The organism is Fontisubflavum oceani, assembly GCF_030407165.1.
Classification (GTDB): domain Bacteria; phylum Pseudomonadota; class Alphaproteobacteria; order Rhodobacterales; family Rhodobacteraceae; genus Rhodophyticola; species Rhodophyticola oceani.
Genome location: NZ_CP129111.1, coordinates 1,552,118 through 1,572,440, shown reverse-complemented (window position 1 = coordinate 1,572,440; position 20,323 = coordinate 1,552,118). Strand labels below are relative to the sequence as shown.

The 20,323-nt window shown below is 59.8% G+C and carries 19 protein-coding genes, 1 tRNA gene and 1 pseudogene; 4 read left to right on the top strand and 17 right to left on the bottom strand.

The window, feature by feature from the left end; genetic code table 11:
- Positions 1–3 precede the first annotated feature (3 nt).
- The 6 genes from QTA57_RS08140 to QTA57_RS08115 form a co-directional block, all read right to left on the bottom strand.
- The gene (locus tag QTA57_RS08140; protein WP_290154428.1) at positions 4–1,551 is read right to left on the bottom strand and encodes a monovalent cation/H+ antiporter subunit D; all 1,548 of its coding nucleotides are present in this window, start codon (positions 1,549–1,551) and stop codon (positions 4–6) included.
- Positions 1,548–1,910 (bottom strand): Na+/H+ antiporter subunit C, encoded by a 363-nt coding sequence (locus tag QTA57_RS08135; protein WP_290154427.1) that lies wholly within the window; start codon positions 1,908–1,910, stop codon positions 1,548–1,550. The genes QTA57_RS08140 and QTA57_RS08135 overlap by 4 nt, the downstream gene beginning before the upstream one ends.
- 1 nt (position 1,911) lies before the next feature.
- Positions 1,912–4,773 (bottom strand): monovalent cation/H+ antiporter subunit A, encoded by a 2,862-nt coding sequence (locus tag QTA57_RS08130; protein WP_290154426.1) that lies wholly within the window; start codon positions 4,771–4,773, stop codon positions 1,912–1,914.
- Positions 4,774–5,262: 489 nt separating this feature from the next.
- A complete protein-coding gene (locus tag QTA57_RS08125; RefSeq protein WP_290154424.1) occupies positions 5,263–6,174 on the bottom strand; it encodes a sulfurtransferase in 912 nt (303 codons plus the stop codon).
- Positions 6,175–6,207: 33 nt separating this feature from the next.
- On the bottom strand, positions 6,208–6,867 hold the full coding sequence (locus QTA57_RS08120; protein ID WP_290154423.1) for a peroxiredoxin: 660 nt from the start codon (positions 6,865–6,867) through the stop codon (positions 6,208–6,210).
- 151 nt (positions 6,868–7,018) lie between these two features.
- The gene (locus tag QTA57_RS08115) at positions 7,019–8,053 is read right to left on the bottom strand and encodes an alcohol dehydrogenase catalytic domain-containing protein (RefSeq protein ID WP_290154422.1); all 1,035 of its coding nucleotides are present in this window, start codon (positions 8,051–8,053) and stop codon (positions 7,019–7,021) included.
- A 116-nt stretch (positions 8,054–8,169) separates the two neighbouring features.
- Here QTA57_RS08115 and pth point away from each other — a divergent pair, with 116 nt between their 5' ends.
- The 3 genes from pth to QTA57_RS08100 all read left to right on the top strand — a co-directional run bounded on the left by pth (position 8,170) and on the right by QTA57_RS08100 (position 10,334).
- Positions 8,170–8,856, top strand: a complete 687-nt coding sequence (gene pth, locus QTA57_RS08110; protein ID WP_290154420.1) for an aminoacyl-tRNA hydrolase — start codon at positions 8,170–8,172, stop codon at positions 8,854–8,856.
- On the top strand, positions 8,853–9,884 hold the full coding sequence (locus tag QTA57_RS08105; protein ID WP_290154419.1) for a DUF2332 domain-containing protein: 1,032 nt from the start codon (positions 8,853–8,855) through the stop codon (positions 9,882–9,884). Before pth ends, QTA57_RS08105 begins: the two co-directional genes overlap by 4 nt.
- 63 nt (positions 9,885–9,947) lie before the next feature.
- Positions 9,948–10,334: a DUF2237 family protein gene (locus QTA57_RS08100; protein WP_171561307.1), complete on the top strand. Its 387-nt coding sequence runs from the start codon at positions 9,948–9,950 to the stop codon at positions 10,332–10,334.
- A gap of 7 nt (positions 10,335–10,341) precedes the next feature.
- Here QTA57_RS08100 and QTA57_RS08095 read toward each other — a convergent pair whose 3' ends face one another.
- The 11 genes from QTA57_RS08095 to QTA57_RS08045 all read right to left on the bottom strand — a co-directional run bounded on the left by QTA57_RS08095 (position 10,342) and on the right by QTA57_RS08045 (position 16,679).
- Positions 10,342–10,842, bottom strand: coding sequence for a helix-turn-helix transcriptional regulator (locus QTA57_RS08095; RefSeq protein ID WP_145215428.1), 501 nt, complete (start codon positions 10,840–10,842; stop codon positions 10,342–10,344).
- Between the two features lie 24 nt (positions 10,843–10,866).
- Positions 10,867–11,247 carry a hypothetical protein gene (locus QTA57_RS08090; RefSeq protein ID WP_290154416.1) on the bottom strand — a complete coding sequence of 127 codons (381 nt, stop codon included), beginning with the start codon at positions 11,245–11,247 and terminating at the stop codon, positions 10,867–10,869.
- Between the two features lie 88 nt (positions 11,248–11,335).
- On the bottom strand, positions 11,336–11,647 hold the full coding sequence (locus QTA57_RS08085; protein ID WP_290154415.1) for a hypothetical protein: 312 nt from the start codon (positions 11,645–11,647) through the stop codon (positions 11,336–11,338).
- Between the two features lie 260 nt (positions 11,648–11,907).
- Positions 11,908–13,134, bottom strand: coding sequence for a tryptophan synthase subunit beta (trpB, locus tag QTA57_RS08080; RefSeq protein WP_290154413.1), 1,227 nt, complete (start codon positions 13,132–13,134; stop codon positions 11,908–11,910).
- Positions 13,131–13,598, bottom strand: a complete 468-nt coding sequence (locus QTA57_RS08075) for a GNAT family N-acetyltransferase (protein ID WP_290154411.1) — start codon at positions 13,596–13,598, stop codon at positions 13,131–13,133. The genes trpB and QTA57_RS08075 overlap by 4 nt, the downstream gene beginning before the upstream one ends.
- Complete coding sequence (locus tag QTA57_RS08070) at positions 13,595–14,236, bottom strand: phosphoribosylanthranilate isomerase (protein ID WP_290154410.1); 642 nt, start codon at positions 14,234–14,236, stop codon at positions 13,595–13,597. The genes QTA57_RS08075 and QTA57_RS08070 overlap by 4 nt, the downstream gene beginning before the upstream one ends.
- An 11-nt stretch (positions 14,237–14,247) precedes the next feature.
- Positions 14,248–14,607, bottom strand: coding sequence for a LapA family protein (locus QTA57_RS08065; RefSeq protein WP_171561523.1), 360 nt, complete (start codon positions 14,605–14,607; stop codon positions 14,248–14,250).
- A 16-nt stretch (positions 14,608–14,623) separates the two neighbouring features.
- Complete coding sequence (gene ihfB / locus QTA57_RS08060; protein WP_145215411.1) at positions 14,624–14,911, bottom strand: integration host factor subunit beta; 288 nt, start codon at positions 14,909–14,911, stop codon at positions 14,624–14,626.
- A 220-nt stretch (positions 14,912–15,131) separates the two neighbouring features.
- A tRNA-Arg gene (locus QTA57_RS08055) sits at positions 15,132–15,208 on the bottom strand.
- Between the two features lie 35 nt (positions 15,209–15,243).
- Entirely contained in the window at positions 15,244–16,284 is a 1,041-nt protein-coding gene (locus QTA57_RS08050; protein ID WP_290154408.1) for a glycosyltransferase family 2 protein, read from the bottom strand.
- A gap of 83 nt (positions 16,285–16,367) precedes the next feature.
- Positions 16,368–16,679 carry an ETC complex I subunit gene (locus QTA57_RS08045; protein WP_290154406.1) on the bottom strand — a complete coding sequence of 104 codons (312 nt, stop codon included), beginning with the start codon at positions 16,677–16,679 and terminating at the stop codon, positions 16,368–16,370.
- Between the two features lie 370 nt (positions 16,680–17,049).
- Between QTA57_RS08045 and uvrB the strand changes: the two are divergent.
- A pseudogene (gene uvrB, locus QTA57_RS08040) lies at positions 17,050–19,247 on the top strand (excinuclease ABC subunit UvrB).
- The last annotated feature ends 1,076 nt before the right edge of the window (positions 19,248–20,323 follow it).

Sequence of the window (20,323 nt, the reverse complement as noted above, 5' to 3'; positions counted from 1 at the left end):
GGATCAGCCCTCCTCGCCTGGATTGAGAACCGCCGCAACATAGCCCTCGCGGTCGAAAAGCTGTGCTGAGGTGTCTTCGAGATAGGCCGACACGGGCCCGGCGAAAGCGGCCAACAGGGCCAGGACCGAGAGGGTCAGCATGCTTGGCGCCAGTTGCATCGGGGTGGCCCGGATAGGCTCCGGCGCGTCGTGCACGGTGATGGCTTCTGGGTCCGGCTCCGGCACGGGCGTGGCGGTGGACTTCCAGAAGAGCGCGCTGCCGGCCCGCGCGAACCCAACAATAGTCAGGAGAGAACCCACCAGGATCGCCGACCAGGCCCAGGGCATCGCGCCCGGTGCCCGCAGCGCATCAAGCACCAAAAGCTTGCCCAGGAACCCGCTGAGCGGTGGCATTCCCGCCATACCAATCGCGGCGGCGAAGAACAGCGCCGCGAACAGGCCGTTTTGCACGGTCGCGGGCATTGGCGTCAGCGTGTCGGCCTCTCGTTGCATGACCACCAGATCGGCGATCAGGAACAGGCACGCCGCGGCGAAGGTGGAATGCACCATATAGTAGAGCGCCGCGGACGTCGCGGTGGGCGAGAAGGCGGCGACCGCCACAAGAAGCGTGCCCATCGAACCCACCACGGAAAAGGCGATGAGCGGCATCAGACGCCGGGCGCCAAGCACGCCGAAGGCCCCTACTGCGATGGTGACGATCGCGGCGGGGAATAACCAGGTGCCCGCCAGCCCCTCGGTTCCGCCGCTGCCTGGGCCGAAGGCCGTGGTGTGGACCCGCAGGATCGCATAAGCGCCGACCTTGGTCATGATCGCGAACAGCGCGGCCACGGGTGCAGGGGCGTTTGCGTAGGTGGCGGGCAGCCAAAACTGCACCGGGAAGAGCGCGGCTTTCACGGCGAAGACGATCATCAGGAGGATCGCCGCCACCCGCACCAGAGCGGCCTCTTCTGCGGGGATCTCCGGGATGCGCGCTGCGAGATCGGCGATGTTGAGCGTGCCGGTCGAGGCGTAAAGCGTGCCGAGCGCAAAGAGGAAGAGCGTGGAGCCCGCGAGGTTCATCACCACATATTGCAGGCCCGCGCGCATCCGCTCGCGCCCGCCGGAATGGATCATCAACCCGTAAGACGCGATCAACAGCACCTCGAAAAAAACGAAGAGGTTGAAGATGTCGCCGGTCAGGAACGCGCCGCAAATTCCCATAAGCTGAAACTGGAAGAGCGCATGGAAATGCCGCCCGCGCGCATCCCACCCTGTTGTAATCGCATGGATCAGAACGATTAGAGCCAGCACTGCCGTCAACAGAACCATCAAGGCGGACAGGCGGTCCAGCACCAGGACGATCCCGAAGGGTGCGGGCCAGTCGCCGAGCCGGTAGATATGCGTCGTGCCGTCAGCCGCCATACCGGTAAGCCCGATGGCAATCGCCAGAAGCAGGACAGTGCCGGTGAGCGAGGCCGCACGCGCCAGAGTCATGTCGTGGCGCATGACAAAGCCGATCAGCGGCGCAAGGAGAGCCGGTAGCACCACCGGCAGAATAATCCAGTGCATCATGCTTGGTCATCCTTCGCCGGCTCGGCCCCGTCCTCAGGCGCGATGTCGATCTGGTCGCTCTCGGCCTCGAGATACGCGGCCAGCCCGATCATCACCAGCACCGCCGTCATCCCGAAAGAGATCACGATGGCAGTCAGAACCAACGCCTGGGGCAGCGGGTCGGTATAGCTGGCCTCGCCATAGCGCGACAGGATCGGTGACATGTCGATGGCCAACCGCCCGCTCGCGAACAGGAAGACGTTGACCGCATAGGACAAGAGCGTGATGCCCAGGATCACCGGGAAGGTCCTGAGCCGCAGCAGGAGGTAAACCCCGCCCGCCGTCAAAACGGCAATTGTGCTTGCAACGATAAGCTCCATCTCAGGTCTCCGCCTTAGTCTCGGCGACCTGATCGCCGGGGTCATAGTCCATGGGCTCCACATTCACCGTTTCGCCGGCGAAGCGCGCGATCCGGGAAAGGCTGTAGAGCATCAGCATGACCGCGCCCAATACGGTCAGGAACACGCCGAGGTCGAAAAGCATGGCGGTGGCCAGTTCAAATTCCTCAATCGGCGGCAGATGCACATAAGTATAGGCGCTGGTCAGGAACGGCGTGCCCGACAGCCAGGACCCGATCCCGGTTGCGCCCGCGATAACGACGCCAAGGCCGATCATCGTGTGGTACTCGATCCGCTTACGCTCCTGCGTCCAGGCGAAACCGGAGGCCATGTATTGCATCAAAAGCGCGATGGCGACCACGAGGCCTGCCACAAATCCGCCGCCCGGCTGGTTGTGGCCGCGTAGGAAGATGTAGATGCCCACGACAATCGCGATCGGCATCAACACGCGGGTGACCACAACCATCATCAGCGGGTGCCGGTCGCGGGACCGGTCCTGCGAATAGTCCATGTTCTTAAGCCGCCGCGCCGCGGGCCCGTCCAGCAGTGCATGCATCAGGGCATAGATCACAAGCCCCGCGATCCCCAACACGATGATCTCGCCATAGGTGTCATAGCCCCGGAAATCGACCAGGATGACATTGACTACATTGGTGCCGCCACCGCCTTCATAGCTGTTGTCGATGTGGTAACTTGAGATCGTGTCGATATCGCGCAGGAGGAAGGCATAGGCCAGCGCCCCAACTCCACCACCGGCAGTCAGCGCGATGAACGCATCGCGGAGTTTGAGGCCCATCGGGCTCTCTTTCGGCGTCTCCTTCGGCATGAAGTGTAGCGCTAGGAGCAGGAGCATGATCGTCACCGTCTCAACCGAAATCTGCGTTAGCGCCAGATCGGGGGCCGAGAGATAGGCAAAGCCGGCCGAGATCGACAGCCCTATGACCCCGATCAAGACCAGCGCGCGGAACCGGCGGTGATGCATCACGACAACCGAGACCGTGGCCACAATCAGCATCAGCCAGACGACAGCGATGACCGCCGGGACCGGCAAAAGCTCTCGCGTGGGCGCCGAAAGTCCGCTGCCCGAATAGGCGATCCAACCGAGTGCGACGGCGGTCACCGTGAAGATGGCAAGGTAGCGGCTGATGGCACCGTTATGGGTGATTTCGGTGATCCCGCGCGTGAGCGAGACAAGCGCCGCGACCAACCGATCGAAGATTGCTTTCGCCTCGGGGCGTGGCGCGGCGATCCAGGCCCGGTCGAGGAGGCGATGCAGCAGGAGCACCATTGCGCCCCCCAAAATGGCGATGATCGACATCCACAACGCGGGCGTTACGCCGTGCCAGATTTTCAGATGCGGGTGCAGATCCGCACCCGTCACCGCATTGGCCGCCGCCGTCACGACCCCTTCGGCCAGGAAGGGTGCCATACCGATCACCAGGACGAGGACCACCAGGAGCCCGGGCGCAGCCCACATGCCGAAAGGTGGATCATGCGGTGTCGACGGATAGTCATCGCGCTTGGGTCCGAGGAAGACATGCGCCACGAAGCGGAACGAATACGCCACCGACAGAAGCGCGCCGATTGTCGCTGCGATGGGCACAGCGTAATGGCTGCCGAGCCAGTCGGTATGCGAGGCCTCCTCCAGCATCATTTCCTTCGACAAGAACCCGTTCAGGAGCGGGAGGCCGGCCATCGACAGCGCCGCCACCGTCCCGATCACGAAGGTGATCGGCATCAGATGCCGGAGCCCGCCGAGCCGTTTGATATCCCGTGTATGGGTTTCATGATCGACGATCCCGGCGGTCATGAAGAGCGCGGCCTTGAAGGTCAGGTGGTTGATGATGTGGAACACCGCCGCCACCGCCGCAGCTTGGGTTCCGAAACCAAGCAACATGGTCAAAAGGCCCAGATGGCTCACCGTCGAGAATGCCAGAAGCGCCTTCAGGTCATCCTTGAAGAGCGCGATCAGCGCGCCCAGCACCATGGTCACAAGGCCCGTGGTCGCGACGATGTAGAACCACACATCCGTTCCAGACAGCACCGGCCACATGCGCGCCATCAGGAACACGCCCGCTTTCACCATCGTCGCCGAATGCAGATAGGCCGAGACAGGGGTTGGCGCGGCCATCGCATGCGGTAGCCAGAAGTGGAACGGGAACTGCGCGGATTTGGTGAAGGCACCCAGCAGGATCAGGATCAGCGCGGGCAAATACCACTCAGAGGCGCGGATCTGGTCCCCCGCTTGCAAGATATCGGTCAGGTTGTAGCTGCCGACGATATTGCCGAGGATCAGCATGCCGCCAATCATCGCCAGCCCGCCCGCGCCGGTCACGGCCAGCGCCATTCGCGCGCCTTGTCGCCCTTCAGGCAAGTGCTTCCAGTATCCAATCAGCAGGAAGGACGACAGCGAGGTCAGCTCCCAGAACACCAGCAAAAGCAGGATATTGTCCGAGATCACGATGCCCAACATCGCGCCCTGGAATAACAATAGATAGGTATAGAACTGCCCCATCGGGTCCTCGCCCGACAGGTAAAACCGCGCGTAGAGCGTGATCAGAAGGCCCACACCCAGGATCATCCCGGCAAACAGCAGCCCGAGCCCATCCAGGAAGAAAGAGGCCGACAACCCCAGTTGCGGCAGCCATTCAAGCTCGGCCTGGATCACCTCGCCGCGCATGACCGCTGGCGCGAGAGTCAGAAGCATGATGAGTGCCAAAGTTGTCGGCACCGCGGTGAAGATCGCACATGCGTTGCGCCCAGCCCGGATCATCAGGCCCGGCACGAGGGCCCCGATGAAGGGAAGCAGCGCGATGAGAAAAAGAAGGTTGCCGCCGTCGCTCATTCTCTGCCCTTAAAAGAGTCTTTGTCTGCACACTGGATAACGATGGTCTTCTTGACTGTAAAACAAAGCTTTGCGCTTCGCATGCGGCGGTTCGATGCAACATCGGTCGGAAGACAAGCAAACTATGCGTCCGACCCGTCGGATTTTCCGACATTTCAACCGAGATCCATGCGGCAAGAATTTAGATGGTCGTCCCTTAATCCGCGATGGCGGTGTATGTCTCAAACGACGCAGTGCAGTTCGCCAGATCAGTTTCAGATTAAACGCACGGAAAGGTCTATGTCGGGCGTGCTGAGACGGCTGTCATGACACAGGCAGCTCAGGCTCAATGTCGCTAGCGACCAAGCTTAACAGGAACGGCAACGCAAAACCCGCGGCGTATCCAGCGGACCTATCTGGCGTGTTCGCCGCGAGATTGATGCCAACGAAGGCCGACTAAAAATGGCATTGCACGGAGGCGGCTTTAGCCGCCTCCGCATAGAACAATCGTTATGATCCTGTTGTCCGGGGCAGATCATCATCGACGCCCCATTCAGCCCAAGAGCGGTGATAGACGCGGACTCGGGGGAACCCCAGAAGCCGCAGCGCGACATAACTATGCGATGAGGCGAGGCCGACTTGGCAATGGATCACCACATTCCGGTCAGCCGTCACACCATGCTCGGCAAAATGCGCCGTCAGCGCCTCGGCTGGCTTGTAGAATCCATCCTCGTCCAGATTACCGACCCAAGGCAGGTTGATCGCCCAAGGGATGTGACCCTCGTCGTACATCGCTGGCGGGCGCACATCGATGACCACTGTCTCTGCATCACCACGGTGCCCCAAAACGTAATCTGCGGTTGCAACCCGGCGCGGCATCGGCGCGGGGACAAATATGCTGGCCTCATGCGGCGTGGACTGCTCCGCCAAACGGCCACCGGCAGCTTGATAGGCCGACAAGCCGCCGTTCAGCAGGGCGACACTCTGATGTCCCAGATATTCCAGGAGCCAGAACATTCGCGCCGCATGGAACCCACCACGATCATCATAGATCACCACCCGGGTCTCAGGGTCGATCCCTAAGAGGCTCAACATCTCGGCTAAATCGGGGACGGGTAACAGCGCGCCCTCAATCGGCGACTGCTCAGCCACGACGGCATTTGGATCGAGATGCAGAGCACCAGGGATATGCCCGGACGCGTAGTCTTCGGCCGAGCGGATATCGAGCAGTAACATGCCCTGGCTGCGATAGAGCGGTGTGCTGGTTTCAGCTGCAGGCAAAGCGAGCGGGACCAAGTCTTGAGCCGCCATGAGCAGCTCAGGGTTGGCATATTCCATCGTCTGCGCAAGCCCTAGCCGGGGCAGCAGGGCGGCGGCAATCGCAGCACCTCCGAACCCTCTGCGCGTTAAAGAAACACTCATTCGTTCCTCCATTAATGTATATTTATCAAAAAGTTATCTGGGCTGCGGGACAATCCGCATATAGGGGCGCGGCGCCTCCCATCCTTTCGGGAACCGCGCCCGAGCATCGGCATCCGACATCGAAGGAACGATCACGACATCGTCGCCCTGCTTCCAGTTTGCCGGGGTTGCCACCTTGTGCTGCGCAGTCAGTTGCAAACTGTCGATTGCGCGCAGCAACTCGTGAAAATCTCGGCCCGTCGTCATCGGATATGTCACTGTCAGCATGATCTTCTTGTCCGGACTGATCACGAAGACGGAGCGTGTGGTGGCATTGTCCGCAGCGGATCGGTCATCCGACGAACCCGCCGCATCTTCGGGCAACATGCCATAAAGCTTCGCAAGCTTGAGGTCCGGGTCACCGATCAACGGAAAATTCGGGGCGATGTCCTGGGTCGCGACGATATCCTCAATCCAACGTGTATGGGCGGCGATCGAGTCGACGCTGAGGCCAATAACCTTGACATTGCGGGCGTCAAATTCGGGTTTCAGCCGCGCCATACTGCCAATTTCGGTGGTGCAGACGGGTGTGAAATCCTTTGGATGCGAAAACAAAACGCACCAGTTGTCACCCATCCATTCATAGAAATGGATGGTGCCTTGGGTGGTCTCGGCCTTGAAATCTGGCGCGGTTGCGCCGAGCGCGAGGGTCATGTCGGTTTCCTTCCTCTGTCCTGGTCCAACATTGCCGCCAGCCGGAGAGGTCCCGGGCAAGACGGCAGGCCCGAGATAGCTGTCACCCGTCGGAAAGACCTGAAAAGGATCGGAAGGTTTTCTGAATACTGCGAAGCGTGGGTGGCTGAGCCTAGGTGATAGGCGTGGCCTCAACCCCAAGAGGAAGCGCACCCGTTGAGATCAGGATTTTGCCCGCGCTCATCCGGGCGGCGTAGTCAGCGGGTGCCGTCGCTGCGTCGGCCAGATCACGAATTTCGGCCACCTGGCTTTGCGCCGCACCGGATTTCAGAGCCGCCACGATCCGGCGCATGATCATCATCTTTTGCGGCAGCGGGCGCTTCTCTAGCCATTTCGACACCCAAAACCCGCGCACCGTAATGCCTTTGAAAATCATCGTGCCCGGATTCAAGGTCGAGGCCGCCCCGGCCAAAGCGCCATAGATCAACACCTCACCCTTCGGCGCCAACGCCTCCACCAATTGGCCGGTCATCTCGCCCCCGATCGCATCCAGCGCCAAACGACATTTCTTGGCCCGGCCAAGCGTGACCAAATCAGCCGGAAATGTCGGCGCGGAGAGATCGCAGATATGCGCCGCCGCCTCGGCCTTGAGCCGCTCCACCTGCGCCGGGCCGCGCACGACATTGATCACCTCGAGCCCCGCCTCTGCCGCCATGCGACGGGTCATCGCGCCAAGCGCCCCGCCTGCCGCGGTACTGATCATGGATTGGTGCCCACCGGCCTTCGCGATCTGGATGAACGCCACCGCCGTCAGCGGGTTCACCACCGCCATCGCCGCCGTTCCAAGCGGCAGGTCGCGCGGCAATGGCAGGCAGAGCGCGGCTTGCGTCACCATATATTCGGCCCAGCAGCCCTGTTTGTCCGCCGTGCAGGACACCGGTTTGCCCATCACATAGCGCCCCATCAAGCCAGGGCCCGCCGCCACAACCTCGCCGCTCCCCTCCAGGCCAGGGATCAGAGGATAGGGCCAGTTCAGCCCGTATTCTCCCTCTAGGAAATGCAAATCCGACGGGTTGACCGGCGAGGCTGCGATCCGCACCAAAACCTCGCCCGGGCCAGGCGTCGGCACCGGGAGCTCCTGCAACTCCAAGGGCGCGCCGGGCGCGGTCAGAACAAGGGCGCGCATGGTTTTGGGCAAGTCAGGCATCAAGCTCTCCAAAGGCTATTCCGGCAACATTGCCATGACGCGGCGCGGCATTCCAGCTTGGCAAAACCGGCCCGGGCTGGCATCACCGGCCCATCCATCAGCAAGGGAGAGACCCCATGCGCCTTTTCGTCGGGCTGGGAAATCCAGGCGCGAAATACGCCGGAAACCGCCATAATATCGGGTATATGGCCGTGGATCGGATCGCCGAGGATCACGGATTTGGGCCGTGGCGGTCAAAATTTCAGGGTCAGATCGCCGAAGGGCGGTTGGGCAGCGAAAAGATCATGCTGCTCAAGCCAGAAACCTTCATGAACCTTTCCGGCCAGTCCGTCGGCGAGGCGATGCGGTTTTTCAAGCTCGAACCAGGTGATGTGACGGTGTTTTACGATGAGTTGGACCTCGCCCCCGGGAAGCTCCGGGTGAAAACCGGCGGCGGGTTGGCGGGCCATAACGGTCTGCGTTCCATCGACGGGCATATCGGGCCGGAGTTCACCCGGGTGCGGATCGGGATCGGGCATCCTGGGCGGAAAGACCTGGTCTCACGCCATGTTTTGTCCGATTTCGCCAAAGCGGAACAGGATTGGCTGAGCGATCTTTTGCGGGGTGTCAGCGACGGCGCGCCGGAGTTGGCTGGCGGTGATTCCGGCAAGTTTATGAACGCCGTGGCGCTGCGCGTGGCCCCGCCCCGGTCGTCCAATCGGGCAGCTGAAGCAAAACCTGCGTCGGCGGCAAAGTCAAAACCCGCCGAAGCGGCGCCTGATGATCGGTCGCCGCTGCAAAGACTGATGGACAAATTCAAATGAGCGATGCGCTACGGAGCGCCTTCCAGTCGCAAGCCAGAGCCTGCGCGAAACTGGGCTCTCCCTTCATGGAGCGGCTGATGACGCTTATGGCCGAGCGGCTGACCGCTGAGAGCGCGGTCGCTGAACGGCTGCTTGCCTGGACTGGTGATGTCACCTCTTCCGGGCAATCGGTGCCGTTGCGGATCGCGGGAAGCCTGCATGGGCTGGTGCTGGATGGCAGTGATCCGGCGTTGGCTGCGGTCTATCCCCCTCACGAGGTCAGTGATGACGTGCTCTGGGCCGAGGTCGCGCGCGCCTTTGTGGCGCATGAGGCCAGATTGATGGCCTGGCTGGATCTACCGCCGCAAACCAATGAGGTTCGCCGGAGTGCCGCCCTGATCCCCGCAGCTCTGCAGGTTACGGAGATGTTCGGTCTACCGCTCACGATCTCGGAACTGGGTGCCAGCGCGGGCTTGAACCTGGCTTTCAGCGATTTTGCCTTGCTGGCAGATGGTGCCTTGCGAGGTGCCGAAAACGCGCCCGTGCGCCTGACACCAGACTGGACGGGTGCCGCGCCCCCGGACCTCCCGCTCAAGGTCATTGATCGTGCCGGCGTCGATCTGAACCCGCTCGACCCAAGCGAACCTGATCAGGCGCTGCGTTTGCTGTCATATCTTTGGCCAGATCAACCCGACCGGCTCCGCCTGACCCGCGCCGCGATGGAACTGGCCCAGACGCGCCCCGCCAAAGGCGATGCGGCGGGATGGCTGGCGGATCGCCTGGAGACACGACGCCCCGGCACGACCCATTTCATTTATCACACCATCGCCTGGCAGTATTTCCCGCCCGAGACCCAAGCGGCCTGCACCGCGACAATGGAAGCTGCTGGACGCAACGCCACCCTTGATGCCCCCATCGCACATTTCGCAATGGAAGCAGACGATCAAAGCTCTGGCGCTGGAATGACCTTGAAAACATGGCCCGGCGGCGAAGAGATCGCCCTGGGCCGCGTGGATTTCCACGGGCGGTGGATCGATTGGCATCTTTAGCCATTGCATTCAATAATAAGAGGATTATTCTATCGGAACGTGCGAATTTGGGGAGTTTCGACTATGAGTTTCGATATGGCGCCGTCCGTCAATGTCTTGGGCGGCACGCTGCAAAGCTGTTCCAAAGATCCAGTCACAGGCTTCTTTCGCAATGGATGCTGCGACACCGGCCCAACCGATCATGGCTCGCACACGGTTTGCGCCGTGATGACGGCAGAATTCCTCGCCTTCTCAAAATATGTCGGCAATGACCTCAGCACGCCGCGCCCGGAATATGGCTTCGCGGGGCTGAAGCCGGGCGATCAGTGGTGCCTTTGCGCCACTCGCTTCCTGCAAGCCCATGAAGAAGGCGTCGCGCCGCGGGTCAATCTTGCGGCCACCCATAGCGGCGCGTTGGCGATTGTGCCGCTGCCGGTTTTGCAGCTCTACGACTTGAACGAGGACGCATAAACGGCCCCTACTCTGCCGCGACGACTCCGTCGCCCATCAGATCATCAACAAAGACGCTGAGCAGTTGCGGCCGTCCCGTCACGCCCGCCTTGCGATAAATTGCGTTGGTTTGCGCCTTAACCGTGCCCTCGGAGGTCGCGCGCAAGGCCGCGATCTCCGACAGGCTCATCCCCTTCAGGGCGAAAAGCGCCACATCCCGCTCGGCGGGCGTGAGTTTCCACTCGTCAAAACGCTCCTCAACCAAGTCCATAAACGCACCTGAGGCTGCGCGGAGCGCCCGCTCCGCCGCGCGTGTCCGACGCAGCGCGGAGCGCAACAACAGCGCTCCGAGAACAACGCCAAGGATCAGTCCAACGCCCGCGCCGATCTCGATCAACTCATGAACTTGCCAGGGGATGGGCGCGAAAGGCAGGCCCAAGACGGACATCATGATTTCCGACACAAAGAAAACCGCGCAGAGCAACTGCACGACAAGGATCACGACAAAAACGACCGGGCGCCTCAACATCTCCAAACGTCCAACATCACCATCTCAGTCGTCATCACCATCGTCGTCGTCATCGTCATCATCGTCGTCGTCATCATCTTCGTCGTCGTCATCGCCGCCCCCCGCATGCCCGCCGCTTGACCCGGATTGATCATCGTCATCGTCCGACGCCCCAAACAACCCGGTTGTGTAGTCGCGGAGGATCACGCCGTTGCGCGGATCAAAGACGACCTCACGGGATTGGTCACCGCGCCGCGCGATGACCCGCACGCGACCCAAAAGGGTCCGGTTCATCCGTTGAACAGTGTATCCCTGATCCCGAAGCTGCGCGATGATTTGGTCTGTGACGCTCGATTGCGCGACGGCGGACCCAGCCCCCAACACCACGGCAAATCCCGCGGCAAGCATGTCTCTGCGTGTCACCATCTTCGTCGACCTCATCAAAAATGATCCTCCCCGGCCTGCGCTACGCCGCCGGAGAGGATCTCTGCCATCTTAACCCCATTGGCGGGTTTTAGTCATCGTCGCCGTCATCATCATCGTCGTCGTCATCATCGTCGTAATCGTCGTCGTCATAATCATCATCGTCGTCATCGTAATCATCGTCGTCGTAATCATCGTCGTAATCGTCATCATCATCGTCATAGTCGTCATCAGACGCATCACGACTGCTGTCGCCCCGCAGCCAGTCCGGAAGCCAGTTCTGAGCCATCTCTTCATAGGTATTGGCGGGCTCTTCTTCGGTCTCGATGCTCTGCACCAAGGCCGCGTGGGCCGTGCCACTCAAAAGCATTGCGATCATTGCGGCTGTCAGTGTCTGTTTCATCTCACAACTCCTCATTTGGTTCGGCCTCACCCAATGTGCGGCCTTGCCCCTACCGAAGACCAAACTCGGCGGCAGCTCTATTTCCGCGAGGTTTAGGTGCGGTTACGTAAACCCAAAGCCAATCTAGCATCTGTGAAAATCGTCAGAAATAAACCGAGGTTGATGCGGCAGCGGATCAGCATCACCTCGCCTGAACCGCTCTAAACCAAAGGTTTAGGCCGTTCAGGTCCAGCACACGTTGTAGTCCTCGACGACGCGGCTCAGTGCCCGTTCATCTCGAAGCCCAAGGCCCGCGCAACGGTGAAGATATCTTTGTCCCCCCGACCGCACATATTCATGATGATCAGGTGATCGCGCGGCAGGTCCGGGGCGATTTTCATCACATGGGCCAGCGCATGGGACGGTTCAAGCGCCGGGATGATCCCTTCCTGCGCGCAGGACAGTTGGAACGCCTCAAGCGCCTCTGCATCGGTGATCGAGACATACTGCGCCCGGCCAATCTCATGCAGCCAGGAATGCTCGGGCCCGATACCCGGATAATCCAAGCCCGCCGAGATCGAATAGCCTTCCAGGATCTGGCCATCATCATCTTGGAGCAGATAGGTCCGGTTGCCATGGAGCACGCCGGGCCGCCCGCCCGTGAGCGACGCGCAATGCTCCATCTTGGCGTTCACGCCCTTACCGCCGGCCTCAACACCGATGATCTGCACCTCTTTGTCATCGAGGAACGGAAAGAACAGACCCATCGCGTTCGATCCGCCGCCAATTGCGGCGATGATTGTATCCGGCAGACGGCCCTCGGCGGCCATCATCTGTTTCTTAGCTTCCTTGCCGATGATCGCCTGGAAATCGCGTACCATCGCCGGATAGGGATGCGGACCCGCCACTGTGCCGATGCAATAAAACGTGTCGCGCACATTGGTGACCCAATCACGCAGCGCATCGTTCATTGCGTCTTTCAGCGTGCCCCGACCGCTCGTTACTGGGATCACTTCAGCCCCAAGCAACCGCATCCGGAACACATTCGGTGCCTGACGCTCCACATCATGGGCGCCCATATACACCACACATTTCAGCCCGAATTTGGCACAGACGGTGGCCGTGGCCACGCCATGCTGCCCCGCGCCGGTCTCGGCAATGATCCGGGTCTTCCCCATGCGGCGGGCCAGGATGATCTGGCCCAGCACATTGTTGATCTTATGCGCGCCCGTATGGTTCAGCTCATCGCGCTTGAGATAGATCTTCGCCCCGCCCAGATGCTCGGTCAGGCGCTCCGCGAAATAGAGCGGCGACGGGCGACCAACATAATGGGTCCAGAGATCGTGCATCTCGTCCCAGAAGCTCTGATCCGTCTTGGCGAACTCATATTGCTTTTCCAACTCCAGGATCAGCGGCATCAGCGTCTCAGAGACAAACCGCCCACCGAAATCGCCAAAGCGCCCGTTTTCATCGGGGCCGGTCATGAAGCTGTTGAAGAGGTCGTTCATTCCTGATCTCCCGCGCTGGACAGGATGCGTTTAAAGCCAACATGGGAGGGCGTAAAGCCGTTGGACATATAGAATCGATGTGTGTCCTCGCGCGTGTGATGCGCCACAAGCTGCAAGAGACCGCATCCCATATCGCGCGCCCGTGCCTCGGCATCGGCCATCATCTGATGCCCGATCCCCTGCCCACGCAACCGTTCGGCGACGCGCACATCCTCGATCTGACCACGGCGGATGGCTTTATGCGAGAGGCCATCAAGCGCGGTCAGTTGGTAGCAGGCGACAATCTCCCCCTCCAATTGCCCGACAACCAGCCGCACATGGGCCTCTCGGTCGATCCGGCTGAACATCATCTGATAGAGTGCATCGGGCGCGGTTTCCCGTTCCGCACCAAGGTGGTCTTCGCGAAGCAGCGCCAGAACCGCTGGAACATCCTCTGGTCCTGCGACGCGGAAGCGAACGGTCATTGGGACAAAGCGGCGGCGAACCGTGCGATTTTGTCGGCGTCTTTCTCTCCGGGCGCGTGTTCGACGCCGGAGGAGACATCCACTTGCCGCGCCCCGGTCAGGCGCACGGCCTCGGCCACGTTTTCGGGCGTCAGACCACCGGCCAGCATCCAGGGCTTGGTCCAATACTTGCGCCCCGCCAGCAACCGCCAATCAAAACTCAGCCCATTGCCACCTGGCAATTCGGCGCCTTTGGGGGCCTTGGCGTCGATCAACACCTGATCCGCAACGGCGACATACCGGTCGATGGCCTCCAAATCGCGCGCTTCGGCCACACCGATGGCTTTCATCACCGGCAAACCATAGCGCACTTTGATCTCGGAAACCCGATCCGGAGTCTCTGTCCCATGTAATTGCAGCATATCCAGCGGTACTTGGCCCACAATCTCATCGAGAACCGCATCCGACGCATCCACGACGAGGGCGACCTTTGCTATTCCGACCGGCACCTTGAGGGCAAGGGCACGTGCCTCATCGACAGTCACCGCGCGCGGCGATTTGGCGAAAAACACAAAGCCGACATAACGCGCCCCCGCCGCCGCAGCAGCGGCGATGTCAGCCTCGGTTCTCAAGCCGCAAAATTTGATCGCAACATCCATGGACCCAGCCCTTAGCGCGCGGGGCCGGTATCCTCAAGCAGCGCCAAGATCTCATCCTGGCCCTCATTGGCGCGGCCCTTGAGGGTTTGCACCTCACGCTCCAGCTTCTGCTTGTCCCGGCGATGGGTCTTCGCCTCCGCCCGGTGGCGATGTTCACGGAGCCATTCCCAAACGAAGCCGATCAACAAGCCGAGGACCACGCCGCCGAAAATCACCAGGAATAGCGGCAGCTCAATCGTGAAGGACCAGCCCGTCCAGAGCGCCAGGTTCTCTGGCAAAAGCTGCAACATAACCGTGCCGCGATTGGCGAGCGCCAAGATCACGAGCCCAAACGCGACAAGCGCCAAAAACGCGTATTTCAGATAGCGGATCACCTAAGGGAGCCTTTCAGCTGTCATGCCCGTTGAGACGATCCCGTAGCAGTTTGCCGGCCTTGAAGAAAGGCACATGCTTTTCCTCAACTGCGACGCTTTCGCCTGTGCGCGGGTTCCGGCCGACCCGGGCGTCGCGCTTTTTCACCGAGAAAGCGCCAAAGCCGCGCAACTCAACGCGGTCGCCATTGGCCATAGCCTCGATAATCTCTTCGAAAATCGCGTTCACGATGCGCTCGACATCGCGCTGATAGAGATGTGGGTTCTCTTCCGAAAGCTTGGTAATCAGCTCCGAGCGTATCATCCTATCCCTCCCAGGTGGTGCACAGCTATTTTCACTGACTATAGGACGATTGCGTCCATCGCGGAACTGAAAAGCCGCACCGTTTTCGGGAAACTGAACCCCTATCGCCCTGTTCAGGCGGGAAAATCGCCGCTGATGAGCATGCCTCCGCCGGGAAGAGGGAGAAGACCGGTGTTTTCACACTTTCGTGATTCGGATCGGAAATGGCGTTAAGAAACTGTGGCGATCCCCCGAGGACTCGAACCCCGAACCTGCTGATTAGAAGTCAGCTGCTCTATCCAGTTGAGCTAGGGGACCGCTGAGGATCAGTTAGCGCCTTGGCCCTCCGAGGTCTAGACTTGTGCCTCATCGAGGGATTGCTCCCATCCGCGCTTGTGCGCGCGGCCGATGCGGCGTCTGAGGGTTGCGAAATCATCTTGATCAAGCAAGCTTGCGATCTGATCGCGGTGGGCTTGAATACAGGCCGCGTTCAACACGGCCAACTCGTCATCTTGAAGCATCTCGTCCATCGCGGCCCGGACCGGCTCCGACCAACGTTGAAGCCGCGTCTCATCTTGCTGGTTGATGTTGTAGCGCCGCCAATAGCTCAGGTCTGCCGAGCGATCCGCATGATTGGCATTGCCGCGCGCCACTTGGGTCAAGAAGCTGTCCATCGAGCGCAGGGCGTAATGGTTCAACTGCGCGAGGTCATAGGAGAACAGCCCCTCGTCCAGAGATTTGATCTCCCGCACCTTCAATTCGTCCGGCAGCGGCTGCCCCGCGGCATTGACCCAATTGAGTTCGTGCCCCCGATCGGCAATCGGCCGCGGGGAGTGATTGGTGATGCGATCCACCGGCGCGCCCACACGCGTGAAAGACTTCACGCCGCGCCGCGGATTTCGCGGGTTCATATGGCCGGTGTAGTGCTGCGACTTGGTAAACCGGTCCATCTGGAGCTCTTCGGTGAACTCTTGATGACCTCCGCAGCCGAAATTCAACTGATTGATACTGATCACATCGGCGCCATCGCAGGCATTGAACAGATCTTCCAATCGCCCGTCGCCGGCATTCACACAGATGAACTCATCCATATCCAGCGAGACGACCCAATCGACCCGCTTCAACCGGCTGAGCGTGTTGATATATTTGATCACCGCCAGATGATGCCGCTCAATCTGCATAATCATCGACGGGTTGGCATAATGGCGCACGAGACCCAACTCATCGAGCCGGTCCAAAAGCAAGTCCGAGCCGTCGGTGCAGTCATTGGAGAAGACCAAGATATCAGTGACACCGATCAACCGGTGATAAGCGACCCATTCCAGAATAAACGGGCCTTCATTTTTCATCGGCGTGATCGAAGCAACCCGCATCGTGTTGTTAGTCCTGCTCAACTCACCGGGTTCAGCCAGATCACGGGCACCCAGGATTATGGATTTCCGCCCGACTATAGCACCGATAGGCTGGGAATGGGCGCTTAATGCGTCCAGGCCCCGCGCCGATCCGTGGCGAAGTTTTCGCCATAGCCGCGGGCGCGGATATTGGGCTTGCGCTTTTTCGGTTGCATGATGATGGCGTCGATCCCGTTCTCGGCCGCATAATCCTCCGCCGCCTCCAATGTCTCGAAGCTCAGATGCACCTGGCTGTTCATATCGTCCGAGCTGGTCCACCCCATCAGCGGGTCCACCTCACGCGGCGAGGCTGGCGCGAATTCCAACACCCAATGATGGGTCTTGGCCGTGCCCGAGGACATGGCGGTTTTGGCGGGCTGATAGATGCGCGCGCGCATGGGCGGTCTCCTCATCACTTGCCAGTCTTATCTCCAAACAAAGCCATTGATGCAACGGGCATTCCTGTCGCGCCGACGTGTATATTGGGAAGGGAGCGAAGTGGGTTGCCAACCCGGCTCGAGGGAGCGAGGGGTGGGGTGGGTGTCGAACCCGGTTGGCAACCGCTTCTGCTGCTTGCTCATTGAAGGTAGGCGGCGGCTGGTTTCATTGCAATGAATAATTCGCCTTAAGGTTGTGTGCATTTAACTCAAACACGAGGAAAATCTTAACCTTTTGGCAGGGCATGTCAGGGGTTCTCGGCACGCCCGAGCTTAAGGCCTTGAACAAGAACAAAATAAGACCATTCTAAGGAGTCTGCAGGGGGTTTCGATGCATAACAATTCACCAGAACAAATGCCGGTTTTGAACCGTTCGGTCGATGAGGTCCGCGCGCGACCCAAACTCGAAGGCGGCAAACAGTTCATTCTACATACAGAATTCGACCCGGCGGGTGACCAACCGACCGCAATCGAAGAATTGGCCGGCGGGATTCGCGAGGGCGACCAGAATCAGGTGCTCTTGGGCGCCACCGGCACTGGCAAGACCTTCACCATGGCCAAGGTCATCGAAGAAACCCAACGCCCGGCGATCATCCTGGCACCCAACAAGACGCTGGCCGCACAACTCTACGGCGAGTTCAAAGGGTTCTTTCCCGACAACGCGGTGGAGTACTTCGTCAGCTATTATGACTACTACCAGCCGGAGGCCTATGTGGCGCGGTCGGACACCTATATCGAGAAGGAATCTCAGATCAACGAACAGATCGACCGGATGCGCCACTCCGCCACGCGGGCGCTTCTGGAACGCGATGACGTGATCATCGTCGCCTCGGTCTCCTGCATCTACGGCATCGGCTCGGTGGAAACCTATGGCGCGATGACCCAGGATCTGATTTCCGGGAAAGAGTATGATCAACGCAAGGTCATGGCCGATCTGATCGCCCAGCAATACCGCCGCAACGATCAGGCGTTCCAGCGCGGCAGCTTCCGCGTCCGCGGCGACAGCCTGGAGATCTGGCCGGCGCACTTGGACGACCGCGCCTGGAAGCTCTCGTTCTTCGGTGAAGAGCTGGAAAGCATCACCGAATTCGACCCGCTCACGGGCGAGAAAACCGACACGTTCGAGAAAGTTCGGGTCTACGCCAACTCGCATTACGTGACACCGCGCCCCACGATGCAGCAGGCGATCAAGGGCATCAAAGCCGAACTGCAGATCCGCCTCGATCAACTGATCGGTGAGGGCAAGCTTCTGGAAGCGCAACGTCTTGAGCAACGTACAAATTTCGACCTGGAGATGTTGGAAGCCACCGGCGTTTGCAACGGGATCGAGAACTATTCCCGTTATCTGACGGGCCGCGCCCCGGGTGAGCCGCCCCCACGCTTTTCGAATACATCCCCGACAACGCGATTGTCTTCGCGGATGAAAGCCATGTTTCCGTGCCGCAGATCGGCGGCATGTATCGGGGCGACTACCGACGCAAGTTCACCCTGGCGGAGCACGGGTTCCGCCTCCCCTCTTGCATGGACAACCGCCCGCTAAAGTTCGAGGAATGGGATGCGATGCGACCGCAGTCGATCTTCGTCAGCGCCACCCCGCAAGCCTGGGAGTTGGAGCAATCGGGCGGCGTCTTCACCGAACAGGTGATCCGCCCCACCGGCCTGCTCGATCCGAAGGTGGAGATCCGACCGGTGGAGATGCAGGTCGACGATCTGCTCGACGAGGTCCGCCGCGTCACCGCCGACGGATTCCGCACGCTGGTGACCACGCTCACCAAACGTATGGCTGAGGATCTGACCGAATACATGCATGAGCAGGGCATCAAGGTCCGCTATATGCATTCCGATATCGACACGCTGGAACGGATCGAGATCCTGCGCGACCTGCGGCTTGGCGCCTTCGACGTGCTGATCGGGATCAACCTGCTGCGCGAAGGGCTCGACATCCCGGAATGCGGGCTGGTGGCGATCCTGGATGCAGATAAGGAGGGCTTCCTGCGCTCGGAAACCTCGCTGGTGCAGACCATCGGCCGCGCCGCACGGAATGCCGAAGGCCGGGTGATCATGTATGCCGACCGGATCACCGGCTCGATGGAGCGCGCCATGCGCGAGACCGACCGGCGGCGCGCGAAACAGATTGCCTATAACGAGGAACACGGGATTACGCCCGAGACGGTGAAGAAGAATGTCGAGGATATTCTGGCCGGGCTCTACAAGGGCGATGTGGACATGAACCGGGTGACCGCGAAGGTGGAGAAACCACTCCACGGCGCAAACCTGGAGGCGGTGCTGAACGGGCTGCGCACCGATATGCGGAAAGCGGCGGAGAACCTGGAATTTGAAGAGGCCGCCCGGCTGAGGGACGAGATCAAACGACTGGAAACGGTGGATCTGGTGGTGTCCGACGACCCGCTGGCCCGGCAAACGGCGGTGGAGGCGGCGGTTGAGGGCGCGGCAAAGGCCGAGGGGCGGTCTACGGCGGGACGGCCGGGGCAACGGGGTGGGAATGTGAGGCGGAGGAAGAAACGGTAGACGAAAATGCTAGATAAGCTGACTGTTTATGACATTCTTAATGCACTAGTTCCCGGAACGCTTTTTGCCTTTGTTGTGAGCGAAACAACCAGCCTGGGTTTAACTACGGATCATCAACTTGTCGCGCTAGTTCTATTCTTTGGCTATGGTCTCATTCTCTCAAGATTGGGGTCAATTCTGTTGGAACCTCTGTACTTAGCGGTGAGCATTATTGTACGCTCAAACACATATGAAGAATTCGTTTCCGCGTCAGCGCTAGATGAGAAAATCGACCGCCTAGTAGAAATAGCGAATATGTATAGAACTATTTGCGCTGCAATACTGGCTTTCTGTATTGTTTTCTTGGTTTTTAGCGAGGTTGACCGATTTTCGATGCCTTGGTACCAGGTGACTACCCTATCGTTGTTATTGTTGATCCTGTTTTCGATATCTTGGCGAAAGCAAGAGCAGTTCATTGTTAAGCGAATTAGAAAGGCGAACTCAAAGTGAGCACAAAATTCACCGTTCATGACGTCGCGCACGGACAGCTAGTCACCTTATCGCGCGCTAACCAGTTGTGGATGTGGGACTGTGGCGCAACCGAAGGAAAGGCACCACTAAGCGTCGCCAACCTCGAGGGTGGAGGGGAAGTCGATTTACTCTTTGTCACAAACTACGACCAGGATCATTTGACTGGCCTGCCTTAGCTTCGAGCCAACGCAAGAATCAAACGACTGGCAAGAAATAAATCCTTGAATTCTGATGAGTTAATCGGGCTAAAAACCGCGAAGGGCGACCCTTTGTCGAATGCCATGGCTACAATGTGCGAGCTCATCAAAGAGTATACAAACCCGGCTGATCCAGCCAAGTACCCACCGATCCCGGGCGTAAGCTACGAATTGTTCTACAATTCATTCCCGGTAGACGCACAAGATACAAACAACTTAAGCTTAGTAACAGTCCTTAGTGTGAATGGAACGAAAATTGTAATAAGTGGAGATATCGAGGCTTCAGGGTGGCAACGCTTGTTAGAAAAATCAAAAATTGCGCAGGCGTTGATCGGAACCGACATATTCATCGCAAGCCACCACGGTCGA